The sequence below is a fragment of the Longicatena sp. genome (assembly GCF_982403165.1).
Genome location: NZ_CEVYEL010000004.1, coordinates 1 through 20565, shown reverse-complemented (window position 1 = coordinate 20565; position 20565 = coordinate 1). Strand labels below are relative to the sequence as shown.

Here is a 20565-nt window from a genome sequence, read left to right as displayed (position 1 = left end):
CATGAAAAGAGGAGCCACGCATGCTCCTCCTTTCTCTATTATGCCATATCCCATCGTTTCTCTTCGATTTCCTTTGATATGACACTCCAAGGTACTTTGTTTGTTTACTTACAAAGCCTTTTGCGTTTTCCATTTTCTCATTCTTTACTCACTCATTCAGCTTTATTTTCAACAGCCTGTGTTATCTGCGACTACCTTATCTCCTGACTTCCTTATTTCGCATATGTCCTTATCCATAGTTCTAAGTATCATCAGTTTTGTCGTTTACCGGCTTCCCTTGGCTCTTACAGGATGCCACTACGCGCTGATCTTGTATATGATCGTTTTTTTATTATGTGCGACATATCTCTCATCAGTTTCATGAACCCTTCCTGTGATAAGCTTTTTTTCATACCTTTCTTGGTACATCTTTACTATATACTTAGGTGTTTTATCTGTAAATCCTTCTGGCAAAATAGGAAGCTTATTGGTAAAATCAGTAAAAAAGAGAAATTATTCAAACAATTCCTCATCTCTTTCTTCTTTGAATTCCGGAAGATCCGGCAATTCTTTTAAACTTTCTAACTTAAAGGTATCCATAAATTCTTCTGTTACCTCATAGAGAAATGGTCTACCTGGTGCATCTGTTCGGCCACATTCTTTAATCAGATTACGCGCCAACAACTTACGTACCATCATATCACAATTGACACCACGAATTTCTTCAATTTCAACACGTGTAATCGGTTGCTTATAGGCCACGATTGCCAAGGTTTCTAACGCTGCGCTAGATAAAGTGGACATTTTCGTAGATGAAAATAGCCGTTGCGCATATGGATGAATAGACTCTTTTGAAACAAATTTATATACACCACCAAAGCGTACCAATTCTATACCATGTGTGTTCTCAAGATATGCTTTCATCATCGTGTCTAATGTTTCTTCTAATTCTTCCTTACTGACTTCTTCTAGACAATCTAAGAGTTGTTCCATCGTTATGCCTTCATCTCCACTCAGAAACAACAATCCTTCCAATATTGGTTTCAAATGCTCATGCATATACAACTTCTCCTTTGATAATCCAAATTACATCTTGCGCATCAAGTGTAAATGTGATTTCTTTATGTTTAATTAAATCCAAAACTGATAAAAAGGTCACAATAACCATATGCAAACTGTCACAATCACTACATAAATCTTCAAAGCTCATTTTACCAACAAAATCACGGAGCCGTTTCTTAATTTGGACGACGCGTTCATCCAGCGATAACTCTTTCACCGTCATTCTGGTTTCCAAAGGATGTGATAATGCCATACGTCTTAAAACACGATTCATAGCCTTAATCAAATCATAAGGATTACCATCAATTTCTGCTTCCGTAACCGTATGTACCCATTTATTGGTTTCTTCACTTATCGGCTTGCTCATCATCAACTGACGTTCTTCATATTTCTGTTCAAACTGAGCACTTACCTCTTTGTAACGCTGATATTCCAATAGACGTTTTACTAGCTTTTCGCGTTGATCCTCTTCATATTCTTCCTCAATCACTACTTTTTCCCTTGGCAATAGTTTCTTACTCTTATACTCCAAAAGTCCTGCTAACTCAGCTAAATACTCGCTGGCAACTTCTAGATGCATGGATTCCATCGCATTTAAATATTGCAGATATTGATCTGTTAAGATATTCATATCCAAATCAAACAAATCCAATTTATTATCTTTGATCAGATGCAGCATTAAGTCCAAAGGACCTTCAAACTGATCGATCATGATCGTAAATGCCATGAAATCACCTCGCGCTTAATTATATCAAAAAAAAAGCGGAATGAGTAGAAATATTTTTATATGCTTTAGATTACCGGCATTATGTCGAATGGCAAGTGAAAAATCACTTTTCATATGAATATGAAAATATATTCTTTTTTAACGCCATTATCCTTAGCAATTAAGCAATAAGATCATGGATAAGCAACCCTTTCTGTCTTAATTGGGTTATGGAAATATATCAAAATAGCATTTCATCCTACACATTACACCTTACATAAAAATTTGTAATAGCGATTAAAAAGCTGAAATCACTTAACGATTTCAGCCATTTTCATGTATATCGCATCATTTCTTCACCTGATATTAACACTGAATTTAAGATGATCGCAATCCATCCCCTGTTGCTTATAAAAATGATGAGCATACTTGCGAGATTGTTTGCTAGAAAGTTCTAACTGTATACAAGACTGCTGTTTTGCGAACGCAAGCGCCTGTGCAAACAATGTACTGCCATACCCCTGCCGTTGTTTATCTTTTTTGACGATGAGTTCTTCTATCATAGCGATGTTGGCACAATGATGTAAATGATAGAGTATCCGCAAAGATACATAACCAATAATTTCTTCATCATTTGTTAAGACCCATGCCTTCATACTTCTGTCCTTGCGTTGCATCGCAAATCCTTTCAAAAATAAAGCCTTATTCAACTCTTTATTTTCTAATTCACAAAGCAATTCATATACAGGCGTTTCATCCCCTGACATTACTTCCCGTATTTCCATCATGCTCACCTCAAATTAAGTATATCATATTTATTTTTTTCTCGCTTTATTTACGCGAATCGGAGAACCAAATAAGATACGACTACATTCTTTATATGAGAATGGTATCAATGGATATAAATAAGGAAATTTAATCGTTTTCGTAGACATTAAAACGACAATATGTAGAAATACCCCGAAACAGAAGCCAGTTTGTCCAAAGAATAAAGCTAATGCGCCAATAAAAATACGGAATACTTTATTAGCCAATGATAACTCATAAGATGGAGTTAACAGATTGCCAATGTTACACAACGCCACCATAATTAGAATTTCTTTGGTATAGGCACCTAGCTCTATTGCCATATCCCCTAATACAAAAACAGCGATAAAGCTCATGATGCTCGATAAGATCGTCGGTGTATGGATGAGCGATTGCCGTATCCATTCCACCACAATATCTGCCAAAATAATTTGAAAACCAAATGTAAATAAGTGTACATTTTTCATAGGTAAGTGCAGCATGGTTGGATTTTGATCTATGACAAGGGCTATCCATAATGGCAACAAGTATAAGGAAAACAGAATGCCAATCAGGCGTAGGATACGTGTAAAAGATGCGACAATAGTCGTTTGTGTATACTCTTCAATTTGTTTCGTTTGTTCAAAAAAGGTGGTAGGTAAAATAACGGCTGTCGGAGCATTATCCACCAAGGCAACCAAATATCCTTGCAATAAGTGAATAGCACAGATATCCGGACGTTCTGTATAGCGAACATGTGGATATGGATTTAAAGTTTTTCCATATAACTGTTCAACTAAATTACGCTCACTTAAAATTTCTGTTTCACTCAATTGTTTCATTCGTGTTTCAAAATCGTTGAGCACATCTGGATCTACTAGATGTTTGATATACACATAAGCAACATCTGTGCGTGTTTTTACTCCTTCTTTATGCATAATGACACTAAGGCGAGGATCACGGATGCGCCGACGAATTAGGCCGACATTCAAAATGACATTTTCAACAAAACCATCATGTGCTCCGCGCACGCTTCTTTCAACACTTGGTTCTGCATTGCTACGCGATGGATAATGTCTTGTTTCAATGCAAAAATAATATTGAGAACTATCCAATAATACTAAGCACTGCCCACTAAGCATGTTAATTACTGCTTTTTTTGGGTCCTTCACCTTTTCCACCGAGCCAGGATAAAAGGTCAGTTCCACATGGTTAGTTGCCGTTATCGTCAAGCCTTCTACCAGATTGGAAATCAGTTGACTATCCGATAAAGAAGAAAGAAAAAGCAAGATCGCATCATGTCCTTCAATCTGCAAATGCCGTTTTACAACATCAAAGGAATCAGACAACTCTATCGTTAACTGTTGTAGGCGTGCTTGTAGCTGTTCCTTCATGATTTTGGTTTGCACAAAATAGCTACAAAGAAAGCAAACAAAATACCACTCGTGATACCGGCAGCAGTTAAATCAAACATGCCAAGTAAAATACCGAGCAGTCCTTCTTTTTGGGCCTGTGCTAATGCCCCATGAATCAAACTATGTCCAAAACTAGTAATAGGAAGACTTGCCCCCATACCAGCAACCTTTAACAGCCAATCATAAATACCAAAGGTGTCCAAAGCTGCTCCGATAGCCACAAATAAAGAAGTGATATGTCCGGCCGTTAATTTGGTATGATCATATAAAAGTTGTCCTGCTAATGAAATACCGCCACAGACTAAAAAGGCATAGACAAAAACCATATCATTCACTCCTTTCGTAAACGATGCCATGAGCAATACAGGGAATCGTTCCTTTTTGTTGTACAGCGACGGGTGATAATAAAGCACCCGTTGCTAAGACCATGATACGATGATATTCCCCTTGTTCCAAACGATTTAACAAATCACTCATAGATACACACATGCTGCATGCACAACCACTACCACCACAAAACACATCCTGTTTACTATTATCGTAGATCATCAATCCACAATCAGATAACCGATTATCTATTTCATATTGTTCCTGCGTTAATAAGTCCGTTAGAAACGCAAAGCCAACTTGCGATAAATCACCGGTCACAATGCGATCAAAATCGGTAATCTTTTGCTTACTCTCTTTTAAATACGTCGTCAACGTATCATAAGCAACTGGAGCCATCGCTAATCCCATATCATTCGCATCGGTGTGATTCCAATCAACAATCTTACCAGGAACAAAAGCAGTGACTTTGATGTTCGATGGCTTTGTGCCTAAGACAATAGCACCGGCGCCACAGACAGTTGTCGTTGTCGTATCTTTTTTCTGTATGCCATATTCATTAGGAAAGCGAAATTGACGTTCTGCTGCAGCTGTATGTGAGCTGGTAAAAGCCATTGCATGAGATGCCATATGATGTTCTATCCACATGGCCGCAGTGCCAATGACCAATGAACTTGTAGCACATGCTGCATACATACCAATAAAAGGTACATGAAGATCTTTCGCAAAATAATGCGAGCTCATTAACTGATTCAATAAATCGCCACCTACCAGCACATCCAAATCAGAAACTTGGAGCTGCGCTTTTCGTAAAGCAATATCACTTGCGTCATATAATAAACGACGTTCTGCTTTTTCAAAGCAATCTTCACCACAGTAGGTATCTTCATAACATTTATCAAACTGCTCTGCTAATGGACCTTTTGCCTCAACAGGGCCACCTACGGCAGAGCGTGATGTCACATAGACATCATGAAATTGAATAATTGCCATAATTATCCTCCAAATAAGATAAAACGAATCATCCCAAATACAAAGGCTGAGGCAATGCCATATGTTAATACAGAACCGGCAAGCTTAAACATATTGGATCCAATACCATAAATTAGTCCTTCACTTTTTCCTTCTAAAGCACAAGCAGTTAAAGAATTCGCAAACCCGGAAATAGGAATAAATAAACCTGCTCCACAAACCTGGGCAAATTTATCATAAATACCCAAACCAGTTAAAATCGCAGTAATTAAGATTACCGTTACTACGGTCATCGAAATAGCTGTTTTTTCATCAACGCCCAATAGTGTTTGATATGCCATCATAACGAATTGAGCAGCGATTGCCAAAGCTCCACCGCTGAGAAAAGCAATCACTTCGTTTTTCACATAATGTGATTTTGGCGCATGTTTTTTCGCCGTATCTTTTATTTTTTTCTGATTCATATGCATCCTCCTTTATAACGCTAGTATGCACAACGTTTCTTGCATTATGTATAAAGCACATTCGGAAACCATGAAGAATTCTCATTCTAAACATTTCAAGAATACTTCAGTCAATCTTCACGATACGACCATTTTCCAATCAATCTTTACCATCATAATGAAAGGGCAAAGACTTATTTACCATAAGGAGGAGCTATGATATGAAAAAAAGAATTGTTTCATTATTTGCCTTGGCAATAACAGGTGTAGTATGTTTAACACTATATTCCCTAGGGGATATACATCTTGTTATGGAGATCATGGGAATAGAACAATATGAAGAAACGATACATGCAAAAGAAGATATAAAGACAACGATCGTATTAGATAGTGGCCATGGTGGTTATGATACAGGATGTATTGCTAACGATGGTACTTATGAAAAAGATATTACTTTAGCGATTGCTTTAAAAACGGGAGCATTATTATCTTCCTATGGTTATCATGTCGTTTATACACGTACAAGTGATGAAGTAAGTTGGTCTAACAACAATAAAGATGATTTAGCTACACGTGTAGCGATTGCCCAAGAAACAGATGCCGACTATTACATATCTATCCATATGAATGCAAGTGAAAATAATGATGGAGCAAATGGCTTTGAAATTTATGTAAAGGGCAACAACGAACGTATCTTACAAATCGCTTCACGTTTAGAATCATCGCTTACTTCATTGGCCTATACTAATGATCGCGGCATTAAAACAACAGCTTCTTCTCCCCTGTATGTCATTGATAACAATACAGTACCTGCCATGCTGATTGAATATGGTTTTCTTACTGATCAAAACGATGCAGCCTATGTATGCAGCGAAGATGGGCAACAAAAGTTAGCACAACAATTAGCCATCAGCATTCAGAAAAATGTGCCTCTTAGTAAAAGCTGATTTGTTATATATTTTTTTATAAAACGGTAAAAAAACTATGACACCATATAAAGAAAATGCTATAATATTACAAAGTGGTATGCTCATAATTTCTTTATGATGTATCGTATATAAAAATGGTGATTATATGACAATGGATGAAGCAAGAGCTTTAGTGACTCAATTAAATTTAGTATTTGACATCGTACGTTTTGTCGATGTGCGCATGATGCAGGAATATACCTTTGCTGAAGATGGGCAATTTATAGGCCATCCATACCATTGTTACAATGTCTGGAAGAAGAAACGTCGCTGTGAAAATTGCATTTCAGCGAAAGCTTTTATCCATCGTGGACGTATGACAAAATTTGAATTTATTGATAATGAAGTGTATCATGTAATAGCTATGTATACGGAAATTGATAAGATAGCCTATGTATTAGAAATGGTTACGCTTATAACGGATGAGGCTTTGTTCTCTGCGTATGGAAACAATGAATTTGTGGAAACCATTAATCGTTATAACCGTAAACTGTATACGGATCCTTTAACTGGTGTATACAATCGACGCTATTATGAAGAACAGTTAAGTGGGCTATCGAAAGAGTTTTCCATAGCCATGCTGGATGTTGATGATTTTAAAAATATTAACGATACGTATGGGCATAAAGCCGGTGATGATTCCCTATGCAATATTGTGACGACCATATCCTCCCTATTAGTAGAAGATGACTCTTTGATACGATATGGTGGAGATGAATTTTTGATTTTGTTTCAACATATGAATAAAACAGGATTCATTCAAAAGTTAGAAAGTATTCGCAAGGCAGTAGAAAATATTCGTCTACAAGATTATCCTAGCATTAAGTTATCGGTTAGCATTGGTGGAATATCCGCAATACAAGAGGCAATGGATGCCATAGAGGCTGCCGATATTCAGCTTTATAAAGCGAAACATAGTAAAAATTGTGTCCAGGTGGATTAAATAAGGAAATGCTTTGGTTTCCTTTTTTGCTATTTCTAATGGGTTTCTTTGTGAAGAAAAGGTATAATGTAGTTGAGAAAAGATAAGAAAGCAACTTTTTACATATTATAATAGACTCACATTCGTGTGAGAGATTGGAGAAAATCATGCAAAAAAAACGATCTTCGAAAACCCTTTATGAAGGTACTATCTTTACCGTTACAAAAGATGAAGTAGAAATAAAAGGATGTGTCTATGAACGCGACATCATCCATCATCATGGTGGTGTTGGTGTTTTAGCCATCAAAGAGGATAAGATCCTTTTTGTAAAACAATATCGTTACGCAATTGGTAAACACACCTTAGAAGTACCTGCTGGTAAATTAGAAAAAGGTGAAGATCCTTATACTTGTGGCTTGCGGGAATTGGAAGAAGAAAGCGGGCTTACTAGCCCTTTATTGCATCAACTATGTACCTTGTATTCTACTCCTGGATTTTGTAATGAAAAAATATATCTGTATTGGACAGATCAGTTAACACAGGTGGAAAATCCCGCACCTATGGATGAAGATGAAGATATTGAAGTTTTATGGATACCAATAAAAGAAGCTTTGGATATGGTTGAAACCGGAGAGATTGAAGATGGAAAAACCATTGTTGCTGTACAATTTGCCGCTATACATTTTTCCTAACTATACTAAGTATCAAAAAAAAAGCATCCTTATAGCTAAAAAAGAAGATTGCATACTATTATAAACATAGTTGTGCAATCTTCTTTTTGGATATTTGAAAGAGGTAAGTGATTACGCTCACCTTCATCAAACATTACGCTGAAAACTTAAGAAGCGCGTACCCTGAAATTGTAATTCACCTTGATCTTTTTCCGCAAGTTGTCCATACAATTTACCAGAAACGCGAAATTCTCTACGCTCACCATTTTCTAATTCAAAAGTGACGTAGTAAGTTGTTGTACTTGATGAAACTTTATCACCATTGCCATAATGATCTACATCTATGCGTTTTGTAACAATACAAGCACGATGCGTTTCTTGTTCTGCGTGATTATTACGCTGCCATTGTGCAATACCACGAACAATTGCCACCACAAAAATACCAATGACAATAACAAATATAATCCCGATGATGGCAGGTACGATATCAAATACTGGATCTTCCACTTCAAACATATGCTATTCCTCCTATCCAATCTATTTTTTTAATGCCGCTTCCCAAGCTAATTGAAACGCACTTTTTTCTTGTTTCACTGCCTGTTCCTGTTTACGCATATACGCTTTCAGCTCCTGCTTCCCTGCTTTATTGTTTTTTTGTTTCAACTGTTCATTAAAACGATCAAATTTCTCACGGAAACCACAAGTACACGTATATAAGCGTTTTTCTTTTTCTCCGACTACCGTCAATTTCTTATGACAGTTAGGACAACGGGCATTGCTGTTTAAGGTAAGATTTTGTTTATACTTGCATGCAGGATTGCTGCAAACCAAGCGTTTTCCACGCTTCCCATTTACTTCCAACAAATAATTGCCACATTCCGGACACTTTTTCTGTGTCATATTATCGTGGCGATAACTGGCTTCGCTTTGTTTCACCGCTTCTACCAAACTTGCCGCATAGCTTCTCATCTCTTTCATGAACTGCTGTGGTTTTAACTGCTGTTGACTGATCTTTGTCAGCTTATCCTCCCATTGTGCCGTTAACAAAGGCGAACGCAATTGTTCTGGAACAAGGTTGATCAATTGGATACCCTTGCTTAAAGGATAAATGGTATTGCCTCTTTTTTCAATATAATTTACATGAAAGAGCTTTTCGATGATATCCGCACGAGTAGCTACCGTACCGATACCATTGGCATCTTCTAACACTTGTTTCCATTTTGCATTATGAATAAATTTTGCAGGATGTTCCATTGCTGACAGCAAACTTGCTTCAGTATAACGAAGCGGTGGCTTTGTAAATGATTTCTGTTTGATGACTTGGCGTATTGCATAGTTCTGCCCTTGTTTTACGATTGGCAGACTTTGTATTTCTTCTTCCTCTTCCTCATCGAAAACATCATTACGCTGATATAAACTGCGCCAGCCTGCCTGCTTCATGATCTTCCCGCTCGCAAAGAAATGATGTTTATTGCAAGATCCTTCAATGCGTGTCTTTTCATATAGGCACACATCGGATAAAACCGCTAAAAAGCGGCGAATAACCAAATCATAGATACAACGTTCATCATGACTCAAACGCTGCAGCTCAACATATTCTTCTGTTGGAATGATGGCATGATGATCACTCACCTTGCTATCATCCACGATACGCTTGTTTACCTTGATTCCCTTTTTTAAGATCATATGCGCAAATGGCTCATAGGCATCAATGGCAATCGCTTGCAAACGCTCTTTTAATGTAGGAACGATATCTGCGGATAAATAACGAGAATCACTCCGTGGATAGGTTAATACTTTATGCGTTTCATATAAGCTTTGCATGAGATTTAACGTATATTTTGCACTAAAACCAAAACGTTTATTAGCATCACGTTGCAATTCCGTCAGATCATAAAGCTGTGGCGGCAATTCCTTCTTGCTGCTGCATTCTACTTTATCAATGGTGATGTTCCCATGGGCTAAGGAATGCTGCAATTGCTCGGCCAATGCCAAATCAAATAAGGCCGCCTGCCCTTGCTTTCGATATTCCATAACAAAGCCATCCAGTTCTACTTTGATAGTCGCAAATTCCTTTGGCTGAAAGTGGCGAATTTCTTCTTCACGCGCAACAATCATCGCTAGTGTTGGTGTCTGGACACGTCCGGCAGACAGCTGTGCATTGTATTTGCAGGTCAATGCTCTGGTAACATTTAACCCAACCAGCCAATCAGCCTCTGCCCGACATACCGCACTTTTATATAAGGGCTCAAATTCCTTTGCAGGACGCAAATGGGCAAAACCTTCTTTAATTGCTTTATCCGTCTGCGAAGATATCCATAAACGTTGCATCGGCTTATGACAATTGGCCTTATCTAAGATCCAACGAGCAACCAATTCGCCTTCTCTACCCGCATCAGTCGCAATGATGATCTGTGTCACATCCTTACGTTGCAACAATGTCTTCACCAATCGGTATTGACGAGCCGTTTGTGAAATAACCTTAAGCTTCATCTTTTCCGGTAACATTGGCAGATCTTGCATATCCCAAGTTTCATAACGTTTATCATATTCACTAGGATCTGCTAACTCCACCAGATGCCCAAAGGCCCAGGTGACCACATATTGTTTATTTTCCATATAGCCATCTTTGGCCATCGTACAACCTAAGACACGCCCCAATTCTTTACCAACCGATGGTTTTTCTGCTAATACCAGTGTTTTCATTGCTCATCCTCCCAAAAGCCTGCCAGCTTCATTAATTGCTTTGCATTTGTTGTCTGACAGCGTCCTTGTTTCAAAGTATAATCAAAACAGATACGATCCTTTTCATAATACTCTGAGAAATGATAATTCTTTGCCTGTATTTGCTTATTGTTTTCTAAGTCACATAATTCGAAATCATGTGTAGACACCATGGTGATGATCCAAGGCTGATGCAATCGTTTGATCGCTTGAATGGCACACTGAATACGATCTGCGCTATTGGTGCCTTTAAAGATTTCATCAATTAACACCAGCATAGGCTCTTTTGTCTTGCTGGCATCCATCATTTCCTTAATGCGCAAGATTTCTGCATAAAAGGTCGAAATCCCTTCACTGACATCATCTTGTACTCGCATACTTGTATATACATGTACGATAGCAGAGCTACAAGTTTTTGCACATACCATAGCCCCGGCATGTAATAAGATCATGTTCATCCCAATCGTTCGTAAAAACGTCGTCTTTCCCGACATATTACTACCCGTAATTACATAAGAACCATCTTTCGCAGCAAAGTTATTTTTGACTGCTTCCTGCTCTTGTAATAACGGATGGTGCATGCCCTCCATAGTAAAGGATGGCTGTTCTTGTACAAGCAGTGTAGGAAATGTCACCGTATCTTTGGCATAAGACAATTGCGCAAGGGATACCAGCATTTCCATCTGACCAATCGCTTTTAGCCATGTTTCTACATGAATGCCATATTTCTGCCGCCAGTTGTGATAAGCTCTGGCACAGTGAAAATCTAACAAGAAACAACCGTTCAATAAAATATTCATAATAAAATTATTACGTGCCTGGACAAACCCTAATAAGATATTCAGGTGGTTCATGCCTTGCTTGGCATCTTGTAAACGTTGCTGCAATTCTAAAAGATACGCACTATGAAAGCTTGTTTCCTGCATTCTTTTGATCATACGTTCATAATCCTTCATCAGCTCTTGCATCTTTCCAACTGTTGCCAGTTGTTCGCCATGCGATAGCGTAGCCAAAAGTGATACACATAACGATAGTGTAAAACCAACACTAAACAGTAGATAACTTTTACCTAAAAAAGCCATTCCGATCAATCCTAATAAAGTGATACAAGGCAAACCATAAGATAACAAATGAGCTAAGAGCGATTGTGGTTTGCTTGCTTTTTGTAAATCCGCGTAAAATTTATCTAACAGGCGTTTTTTTCGTTTTCGCCCATGCTTTTCAAATAACTTTAACAACTGAACCATTTCCATTGTGAATGCTTCCTGTTGCACGCACTCCTTCACCGCTTCTTGGCGTTTTAAAATCGTTTCTTTAGCAACGAATTGCCAGCTGAATGCAGCAGCTAAAGCAGCTCTGCCTTCTTCGGTTTTCGCAACGCTAAGATACTGAAATAAGCTAGCCTTGCCAAAGATATCTAAATCGTATGCCTGTGTAGTTTTTTCAGTAAGAAAATCACTGCCCTCATCCAAGAAGTTTTTCCAATCATTCCCTTTCCGTTTTACGATATCTTCATATGCTTCCTTTAACAGCTGCGTATCTTCCATCGTGCTTTTTATTTCCGTATGTTTATAAACAGTTAGAAAAAACATACATAAAACAAGGCCGCAGCCTCCATACCATAGCCATCCTGTATTTTGATACCCCTTATAAAAGCAGAATACAAACAATGCTACTTCCAGCAATCTTATAATCGAAAATTGATGCGATTGCTGTTGCATCCGTGTAAATTGTTCTGTTAATTGTTTTATTTTTGTTTGAATATATGCGGCGTCCATGATAAAACTCCTCTCTCATAGGTATCATTATACCATATTCACCCTGTGATGATGGTATGGAATTGCCTATTCTGCAAAATTAAAAGTTCTTTGTGAATTGCAGGGATCATTAGAAATACGATGTATCTTTGGATATCACAGGTTTCTTTAAGATTCATTATTTCATTATCACTATCGTAATTTTCACGCAAAAAAATAGAACTCTGGTGTTATCCCTATGAGTTCTATTTTTGCTAATCTTCGTATTTACATATCCAATCGTTTTTTTATGCTTTATTCAAACAGTGATAAAGCTTCAAAATCTTCTTCTTCCACTTCTTCCTGTTTAGGTAGTTCACGAAGTTCTACTTTAGGAAGTTCTTTTAACAAATAGAAATCCGTAATTCCCTTTAACATAGCAGAGAACGTTGCATCCTTTGCCATAAGTGGAATGTCTTTTGAAACCACCTTATGGATCTCACTATTTGCAATCACGATTTCATCATTTAAGTCATGTAGACTGATATAAGCAATGTGATATGGTTTGGATTTTACTTTTTTACATAGCATACTGCCTTTGGTAGGTCGCCCTGTTACATCGATATCTGTCAGCTTCATACGTTTGCATGCACAATTATCACTAAAGACAACCAGCTGGCGATTATCATTGTTATAAATCAGGGCACTCGCAATTTCATCCTCAACCAAATTCATCGCTTTTACACCCTTTGAACGTGGTGAAGTTGCCGGTATCAAAGAGATTGGATAGCGTGTGATATAACCTTTTTTGGAAGCAATCAAAATCTCATCTTCTTCATATGCTACATATGTCTGTACGACTTCATCATCTTCCAACAGCTTCATATTGCTCATGGTTTTATTGTTGCGTGATACCTCATATTCACAAATTGCGGTTTTCTTGACCAAGCCATGGCGGGTAATGGAAAGCATATACGCATTTGTTTTAAAATCTTTGACAATGAAAGCATCTGTTATTTTTTCATCCGATGTTATTTTAATCTTTGAATTGATATGCGAACCAATTTCTTTCCATTTCGCATCATCAACTTCATAGACCGGCACATATCCATATGTACCCTTTGAGGTAAAGAAGAGGATGTTATCTAACGTATTCACTTCTCCATAACCAATCAAATGATCGCCTTCCTTAATGCCCGTCATTGCATCATTTGCTGCACCATAACTGCGCATCGACACGCGTTTCACATAACCATCACGAGAAATTGTGAACATGACTTGTTCTTGAGGAATCATGGCAACCTTATCAATGACGATTTCCTCGATTTCATGTTCGATTTTTGTTAAACGTGGTGTAGGGAAAGCTTTTTTCACTTCTTTTAATTCCGCAACCATCACTTTCTTTAATTTTTTCGGATCTTCCAGAATTTCGTGCAGTTCTTTAATTTCCGCTTGCAAATTAGCAAATTCTTCACGCAATTGCGTGATATCGGTATTTGATAAGCGATAAAGGCGCATTGTGACAATTGCTTCCGCTTGTGGTTCACTAAAACCAAATGCTTCAATGATCTTTACTTTGGAATCTGCTTTATCTTTACTAGAGCGAATCAAGGCGATAATTTCATCTAAAATAGATACTGCTTTGATTAAGCCCTCTAAGATATGACAGCGTTTTTCTTTTTTATCCAGATCAAAGGCACTGCGCCGTAAAATAACTTCACGGCGATGGGCAATAAAAGCATCTAGCATCGCTGCCAAGCCCATTTGAACCGGACGTTTATCCTTTATGGCAATCACATTATAGTTATACGATACCTGAAGATCGGTATTCTTATATAAATAATTCAAAATAAGCTGGGCATCGGCATCCTTTTTCAAATCAATGACGACTCGTAATCCATTACGATCACTTTCATCACGGACATCTAAGATACCATCAATTTTTTTATTCAATCGAATGTCATCAATCTTTTTTACCATGTTGCTTTTGACAACTTCATAAGGAATTTCATGCACAACAATCTGTTGTACCGTCTTTGTTTGCTCTATCGACACCTTACTGCGCACCATGATACGTCCTTTACCGCTCGTAAAGGCATCTTTGATACCATCTAATCCCTGCACGATACCTCCGGTAGGAAAATCAGGGCCTTGTACAAATTCCATCAAATCATCCAATGTGCAATCTGGATGCTGAATGCGATATATGCTGGCATCAATACACTCTCCTAAGTTATGAGGTGGAATATTGGTCGCATAACCGGCTGCGATACCGGTAATCCCATTTACTAAAAGGTTGGGATAGCGAGCAGGCAATACGGTAGGTTCCATTGCTGTATCATCAAAATTAGGTGCCCAGCTAACTGTATCCTTATCAATATCTTGCAGCAGATATTCACTGATCTTACCTAAACGCGCTTCGGTATATCGCATAGCCGCTGCCGGGTCATCATCAATAGAACCATTGTTCCCCTGCATATCAATCTGGGGTGTACGTATTTTCCAATCTTGTGACATGCGCACCATCGCATCATATACCGAAGAATCCCCATGAGGATGGTAATTACCAATAACCAAACCAACGGTCTTCGCACTTTTTCGATAGGCCTTATCCCATGTATTGCCGTCCACAAACATAGCATAAAGAATCCTGCGTTGTACAGGTTTTAAGCCATCACGTGCATCTGGCAGAGCACGTTCCTGAATAATATATTTTGAATAGCGACCAAAGCGATCCCCCATAATTTCTTCTAAAGGAGATGTCAGAACATTCGCATGATCAACAGCTTCTTCTACTGTTTTTTTCTTCATCGGTTATGCACCTCCACTTGGTAATCATCTTCCAGGGTAAAGGAAACATTTTCCTCAATCCAGTCACGGCGTAGATTTGCTTTATCTCCCATCAATACGGAAACGCGCTTTTCAGCCACGACCGCATCTTCAATGCTTACCTGAATCAGGGTTCTAGTTTCCGGACACATGGTCGTATCCCAAAGCTGATCGGCATTCATCTCACCAAGACCTTTGTAACGCTGTAATGTATAGCCTTTGGGAAAGTTCTTACGCAGCTGATCTAATTCTTCATCTGTCCATGCATAACACATTTCTTTTCCCTTTTGTAATTTGTATAAAGGTGGCATGGCAATGTATACCATTCCTTTTTCAATCAATTCACGCATATAACGATAAAAGAAGGTCAGTAATAAAATCTGAATATGTGCACCATCATCATCGGCATCGGTCATGATGATAACTTTATGATAATTGGAATCTTCCGCATGGAAATTTGCCCCCACACCGGCACCTAAGGCATGAATGATCGTATTCAACTCTTCATTCTTTTCAATATTGGTAATACTTGCTTTTTCTGTATTTAATACCTTACCTCGTAAAGGTAAGATTGCCTGATATTTGGAATCTCTTCCCTGCTTCGCACTGCCTCCGGCAGAATCACCTTCGACCAGGTATAATTCCTTTTTGCGAGCATCCTTGGATTGTGCGCTGGCCAATTTACCGGAAAGGATCTTTTCACTCTTCCCTTTGGATTTTCCCTTACGAGCATCCTCACGTGCCTTACGAGCAGCTTCACGTGCTGTGCTGGCACGCTGCATTTTTTTGATCAAGGTTGTCGCAAGTTCTTTATTTTCTTCTAAGAAAAAGTTTAATTTCTCACTGACAATGGAATCTACCGCATTTTTTGCCTCTGGTGTTCCTAATTTACCTTTGGTCTGTCCCTCAAACTGCAGCAGATTTTCCGGTATGCCTAAAGATAAAATAATCGTTAATCCCTCACGGACATCGCTGCCTTCAAAATTCTTTTCTTTTTCTTTTAATAAGCCATTTCTTCTTGCATAATCGTTGAATACTTTTGTAAAGGCATTACGGGCTCCAGTTTCATGAGTACCGCCATCCTTTGTACGCACGATATTAACAAAAGAAAAGATATTTTCCTGATATTCATCCGTATATTGAAATGCACAATCTACCTTAATCCCATTCACCTCTCCGCTAAAGGCAACTGGTTTATGGAAGGTTTGTTTATCTTCATGTAAATATTCCATGAAAGCAACTAGACCTTCTTCATAATGATAGACTTCTTCACGTTCTTTTCCTTCACGTTCATCTCTCACCACTAAACGCAGACCTTCTAAAAGGAACGCATCTTCTTGTGCACGTTCGGCAATCTGTGAAAAAGAGAAACGCGTTGTAGAGAAAATTTTCTTATCTGGCATAAAACGTGTTTTACTGCCAGTTTTATTCGTTTTCCCAATTACTTCTAGCTTTCCGATTTTCTTGCCGCCATCTTCAAAACGCATCTGATAGATCTTGCCATCACGATAAACACTGACTTCCATCCAAGAACATAATGCATTTACTACACTGGCACCTACACCATGTAAACCACCACTTGTCTTATAGCCACCCTGTGAGCTAAATTTACCACCGGCGTGCAAGACAGTATGGATGACCTGTAAGGTAGGTACTCCGCTCACATGCATATCTACCGGCATACCGCGACCTTCATCTTCCACACAGATCACACCATCTTTTTCAATCGTTATCTTTATAGTTTCTCCAAAGCCGTTTAATGCTTCATCAATGGAGTTATCGACAATTTCCCAAACCAAATGATGCAAGCCTCTACCATCCGTAGAGCCTATGTACATACCGGGACGTTTCCGTACGGCATCAAGTCCATCCAGAATCTGTATGCTGCTTCCATCATATGTCTTCTCTGCCATACAATCACCTCTTCCTCTCTTATTTCTTAAATTTACCTTGTTTAGTTTATCAAATTCTCATACTGAACGCAAACAAAACTCATGGTATTTACTAAACAACATTCTAATTATATACGAATTTTTTAAAAAGTGTCGTTTAATTTTCGGCTTTTTCTTTTCTCATAACGTAAATGATGATAAAATAAACGCATATAGAAAGTTATTGAGGTGACATTATGAATATGTATTGGATCTTATATATTTTATTAGGATATTTGCTTGGTTCCCTGCCATTTGCTTTGATTATTGGGAAACTCTTTTATAAAACAGATGTAAGAAACTATGGTAGTGGGAATTTAGGTGGTACCAATGCAGGACGTGTACTTGGTAAAAAAGCAGGCATCTCTGTCATTGCTTGCGATGTCCTAAAAGTTGTCGTTGCGGTTGGCATTGTATCATACTTCGATCGCGAAGCTAGTATTTGGGCCGGTTTTGCTGCTGCATTTGGACATTGTTATCCTATTTTTGCAGGATTTCGTGGTGGCAAGGCAGTGGCAACCATGTTTGGCTTTTTATTAAGCACTTCTATCTTTACCTTTCAAAGTGCTTGGTATGTCATCATTCCTTTTCTCTTTTTCCTTGTTGTTTTATATCTAAGTAAAATGGTATCGTTGTCTAGCATGATGGCTGCACTTATCAGTAGTCTTTACATTACATATAGGCAATTTGATAGTAGTATTGAAATTATCATTGCCAGCTGGTTATTGACGATTTTGGTGATTTATCGTCATCGCTCTAATATTAAAAAAATAGCCGACGGAACAGAAAATAAGATATCATGGTTGTAAAACGAGCCTTTTCACGGTTTCGTTTTTTTAATAACTTTCTCATAAAACCTCATACCTTTTACTTTTTCCCATGAGATAGTACAAGAAAATGATGTTGAGCATTCCGAAACTTTTAAGTCAAAAAAAGTGATATTTGTACAAACTTCTCAAATACCACTTTTTAAATGTAACTATCTTTTCATAGCAATACCATAGGCATCAATAAGGGATTGCATTTCTTCAGCTGATTTGCCATACAACACTCTCGTCTTGGCATCATAGCGTTCCTGTTCTTCTAATTGAAGTACTTTAACAGCTGTTTCATAAGGAAGCTGTCCCATAAAACGTTCTTCTTCATAATGATACATGGATAAATACCATTCATGTACTTCTAATTCCTCATTGGTTTCTGCATCACGCATATGAAAGGGAACAATCGGTTCTAAAGGAAGAATGGAATCTACGTCGTTTGTTAATGTATAAACACCCAAATAGCCGCCATCTGTTTTCTGATAAATATGTGGTCTAGCATAATATAAATCTCTGCTTTGGCGATGATGCAGAAAAGCAGCAAAATTGATTTGCATCTCTTCCAAATCTTGTTCATCATAATATATTGGATGTAAGGCGCTAAAGAAACAGCCATCCGTATGCTTAGCTAAAAAATCACGCAGGCACTCATTGGAAAAAATCTTAATATTTTCTCTCATATCAGCAAGATCACTAATTTTCTGTTCAACACCATCCTGCTCATATTTTTTTAATTTCCAAAGCTTTGCAATACGCGCAATGATATCATAAAACATATCCACTTCTTCGCGCACAGTAGGTAACAACAGACTTAATCTTAGGCAAGCGCTATCCTTTTCATCCCAAACAAGAGAAATACCTCTGGCAATATGCTTTGGATCATATAAGATCATATCATTTGATATTTTATCAGGAACTAATATCCAACTTTCCGAAGTACCATAAGCAAACTGTCCATTCGTGATATCTGATAATGAAATTGCCTTTTTGAAAAATCCTTTTTGTTTCAAACATACATCAACACTCATGTTATCCCTCTTTCATATATTTTCATGCTTCCATCTAAAGCTGCATCATCAAATAAGTCACTTCCATGATCTATAATATTTTCGTTGTCCAATCTTCCAAATTCCAAACTTCATCTACCAGATCTTCGTAAAAATCTGGATCATGAGAAACTAATAAAACACTTTGATGATATTCCTTTAACGCACGTTTTAATTCTTCCTTTGCATCAACATCCAAATGATTGGTCGGCTCATCAAGTACCAAAACATTACAAGGACGATTCATCAATATACACAGACGTACCTTTGCTTGTTCACCACCGCTCAACACACACATACCAGATTCGATATGATCTGTCGTTAAACCACATTTAGCTAAAGCAGCACGTACTTCTCCATTTGTATATGCCGGATATTCTTGCCAAAAATAGTCCAATGCACTGATACCTGTAGCGACTTCTTCCTGCTCAAAAAAGCCAATTTCCGCAAATGGATCTACTTCTACATTCCCTGATACAGGCGGTAGTAACCCTAATAAAGTTTTTAACAATGTCGTTTTGCCTAATCCATTGACTCCCTTGATTGCGATTTTTTTATTACGTTCAAAATTTAGATGCAATGGACGACATAATGGTTCCCCATAACCGATAACCAACGCATTTGTTTCAAAAACGATTCGTCCAGTGGTACGTGATGGTTGAAAACCAAATACCGGTTTTACCTTTTCTTTTGGCTTTGTGATAATATCCATCTTATCTAATTTCTTCTGGCGCGAATGTGCCATATTTCTAGTTGCTACCCTGGCTTTATTGCGTGCAATGAAATCTTCAAGATCTTCAATTTCTTTTTGCTGCTTGCGATAAGCAGCTTCTAATTGCCGTTTTTTTAAGGCATGTTGTTCAAGGAAATAGTCATAATCCCCCACATATCGTGTTAAAACGCAATTTTCGACATGATAGATAATATTGACAACCTGATTCAAGAATGGTATATCATGAGAAACTAAAATAAAGGCATTTTCATAATTGCAAAGAAAATTGGTTAACCATTGTATGTGATTTTCATCCAAATAATTGGTTGGTTCATCTAAAATTAGAATCATCGGATTTTCTAGCAATAATTTGCATAATAAGACTTTAGAACGTTGACCACCAGATAACATGGATACATCTTTTTCTAAGCCGATATCCATTAACCCCAGACCTTGAGCAACCTCAGTCGGTCATTTTTTGCGGACAGTTCATACATGCTATCCTTTTCTGTTCTCTG

17 protein-coding genes and 1 pseudogene are annotated in these 20565 nt (G+C 37.8%); 4 read left to right on the top strand and 14 right to left on the bottom strand.

Annotated elements, in window-relative coordinates; translation table 11 throughout:
- Positions 1-492: 492 nt before the first annotated feature.
- From scpB to AC1VS3_RS01315, 7 genes are all read right to left on the bottom strand, one after another.
- Positions 493-1038: an SMC-Scp complex subunit ScpB gene (gene scpB / locus AC1VS3_RS01345; protein ID WP_008688367.1), complete on the bottom strand. Its 546-nt coding sequence runs from the start codon at positions 1036-1038 to the stop codon at positions 493-495.
- On the bottom strand, positions 1031-1768 hold the full coding sequence (locus AC1VS3_RS01340) for a segregation and condensation protein A (RefSeq protein WP_008688365.1): 738 nt from the start codon (positions 1766-1768) through the stop codon (positions 1031-1033). The genes scpB and AC1VS3_RS01340 overlap by 8 nt, the downstream gene beginning before the upstream one ends.
- Before the next feature lie 335 nt (positions 1769-2103).
- Positions 2104-2532: a GNAT family N-acetyltransferase gene (locus AC1VS3_RS01335; protein ID WP_017144655.1), complete on the bottom strand. Its 429-nt coding sequence runs from the start codon at positions 2530-2532 to the stop codon at positions 2104-2106.
- Between the two features lie 30 nt (positions 2533-2562).
- Positions 2563-3927 (bottom strand): spore germination protein, encoded by a 1365-nt coding sequence (locus AC1VS3_RS01330; protein WP_008688361.1) that lies wholly within the window; start codon positions 3925-3927, stop codon positions 2563-2565.
- Positions 3924-4274 (bottom strand): SpoVA/SpoVAEb family sporulation membrane protein, encoded by a 351-nt coding sequence (locus tag AC1VS3_RS01325; protein WP_008688358.1) that lies wholly within the window; start codon positions 4272-4274, stop codon positions 3924-3926. The genes AC1VS3_RS01330 and AC1VS3_RS01325 overlap by 4 nt, the downstream gene beginning before the upstream one ends.
- A 1-nt stretch (position 4275) precedes the next feature.
- On the bottom strand, positions 4276-5268 hold the full coding sequence (locus tag AC1VS3_RS01320) for a stage V sporulation protein AD (RefSeq protein WP_481275480.1): 993 nt from the start codon (positions 5266-5268) through the stop codon (positions 4276-4278).
- A gap of 2 nt (positions 5269-5270) precedes the next feature.
- On the bottom strand, positions 5271-5711 hold the full coding sequence (locus AC1VS3_RS01315) for a SpoVA/SpoVAEb family sporulation membrane protein (RefSeq protein WP_008688354.1): 441 nt from the start codon (positions 5709-5711) through the stop codon (positions 5271-5273).
- Positions 5712-5911: 200 nt separating this feature from the next.
- On the opposite strand from AC1VS3_RS01315, the gene AC1VS3_RS01310 reads away from it, so the two are divergent.
- The 3 genes from AC1VS3_RS01310 to AC1VS3_RS01300 all read left to right on the top strand — a co-directional run bounded on the left by AC1VS3_RS01310 (position 5912) and on the right by AC1VS3_RS01300 (position 8272).
- A complete protein-coding gene (locus tag AC1VS3_RS01310) occupies positions 5912-6637 on the top strand; it encodes an N-acetylmuramoyl-L-alanine amidase (RefSeq protein ID WP_008688353.1) in 726 nt (241 codons plus the stop codon).
- A 127-nt stretch (positions 6638-6764) separates the two neighbouring features.
- Entirely contained in the window at positions 6765-7601 is an 837-nt protein-coding gene (locus tag AC1VS3_RS01305; protein ID WP_008688351.1) for a GGDEF domain-containing protein, read from the top strand.
- A 146-nt stretch (positions 7602-7747) separates the two neighbouring features.
- Positions 7748-8272: an NUDIX hydrolase gene (locus AC1VS3_RS01300; RefSeq protein WP_008688349.1), complete on the top strand. Its 525-nt coding sequence runs from the start codon at positions 7748-7750 to the stop codon at positions 8270-8272.
- Between the two features lie 126 nt (positions 8273-8398).
- Here AC1VS3_RS01300 and AC1VS3_RS01295 read toward each other — a convergent pair whose 3' ends face one another.
- From AC1VS3_RS01295 to parE, 5 genes are all read right to left on the bottom strand, one after another.
- Positions 8399-8767, bottom strand: coding sequence for a DUF2500 domain-containing protein (locus AC1VS3_RS01295; protein ID WP_008688346.1), 369 nt, complete (start codon positions 8765-8767; stop codon positions 8399-8401).
- A 21-nt stretch (positions 8768-8788) separates the two neighbouring features.
- The gene (locus tag AC1VS3_RS01290; RefSeq protein ID WP_008688344.1) at positions 8789-10957 is read right to left on the bottom strand and encodes a DNA topoisomerase III; all 2169 of its coding nucleotides are present in this window, start codon (positions 10955-10957) and stop codon (positions 8789-8791) included.
- Complete coding sequence (locus AC1VS3_RS01285; protein WP_008688343.1) at positions 10954-12753, bottom strand: MutS-related protein; 1800 nt, start codon at positions 12751-12753, stop codon at positions 10954-10956. The genes AC1VS3_RS01290 and AC1VS3_RS01285 overlap by 4 nt, the downstream gene beginning before the upstream one ends.
- A 273-nt stretch (positions 12754-13026) precedes the next feature.
- The gene (parC, locus tag AC1VS3_RS01280; protein ID WP_008688342.1) at positions 13027-15522 is read right to left on the bottom strand and encodes a DNA topoisomerase IV subunit A; all 2496 of its coding nucleotides are present in this window, start codon (positions 15520-15522) and stop codon (positions 13027-13029) included.
- The gene (gene parE, locus AC1VS3_RS01275; protein ID WP_119957458.1) at positions 15519-17453 is read right to left on the bottom strand and encodes a DNA topoisomerase IV subunit B; all 1935 of its coding nucleotides are present in this window, start codon (positions 17451-17453) and stop codon (positions 15519-15521) included. The genes parC and parE overlap by 4 nt, the downstream gene beginning before the upstream one ends.
- Positions 17454-17668: 215 nt before the next feature.
- On the opposite strand from parE, the gene plsY reads away from it, so the two are divergent.
- A complete protein-coding gene (gene plsY / locus AC1VS3_RS01270) occupies positions 17669-18280 on the top strand; it encodes a glycerol-3-phosphate 1-O-acyltransferase PlsY (RefSeq protein ID WP_008688340.1) in 612 nt (203 codons plus the stop codon).
- A gap of 170 nt (positions 18281-18450) precedes the next feature.
- Here the strand turns inward: plsY and AC1VS3_RS01265 are convergent, their stop codons facing one another.
- Positions 18451-19317, bottom strand: a complete 867-nt coding sequence (locus AC1VS3_RS01265; RefSeq protein WP_008688339.1) for a DUF4299 family protein — start codon at positions 19315-19317, stop codon at positions 18451-18453.
- Between the two features lie 70 nt (positions 19318-19387).
- Positions 19388-20512 (bottom strand): annotated as a pseudogene (locus tag AC1VS3_RS01260) (ABC-F family ATP-binding cassette domain-containing protein); the annotation flags it as partial.
- Between the last annotated feature and the right edge of the window lie 53 nt (positions 20513-20565).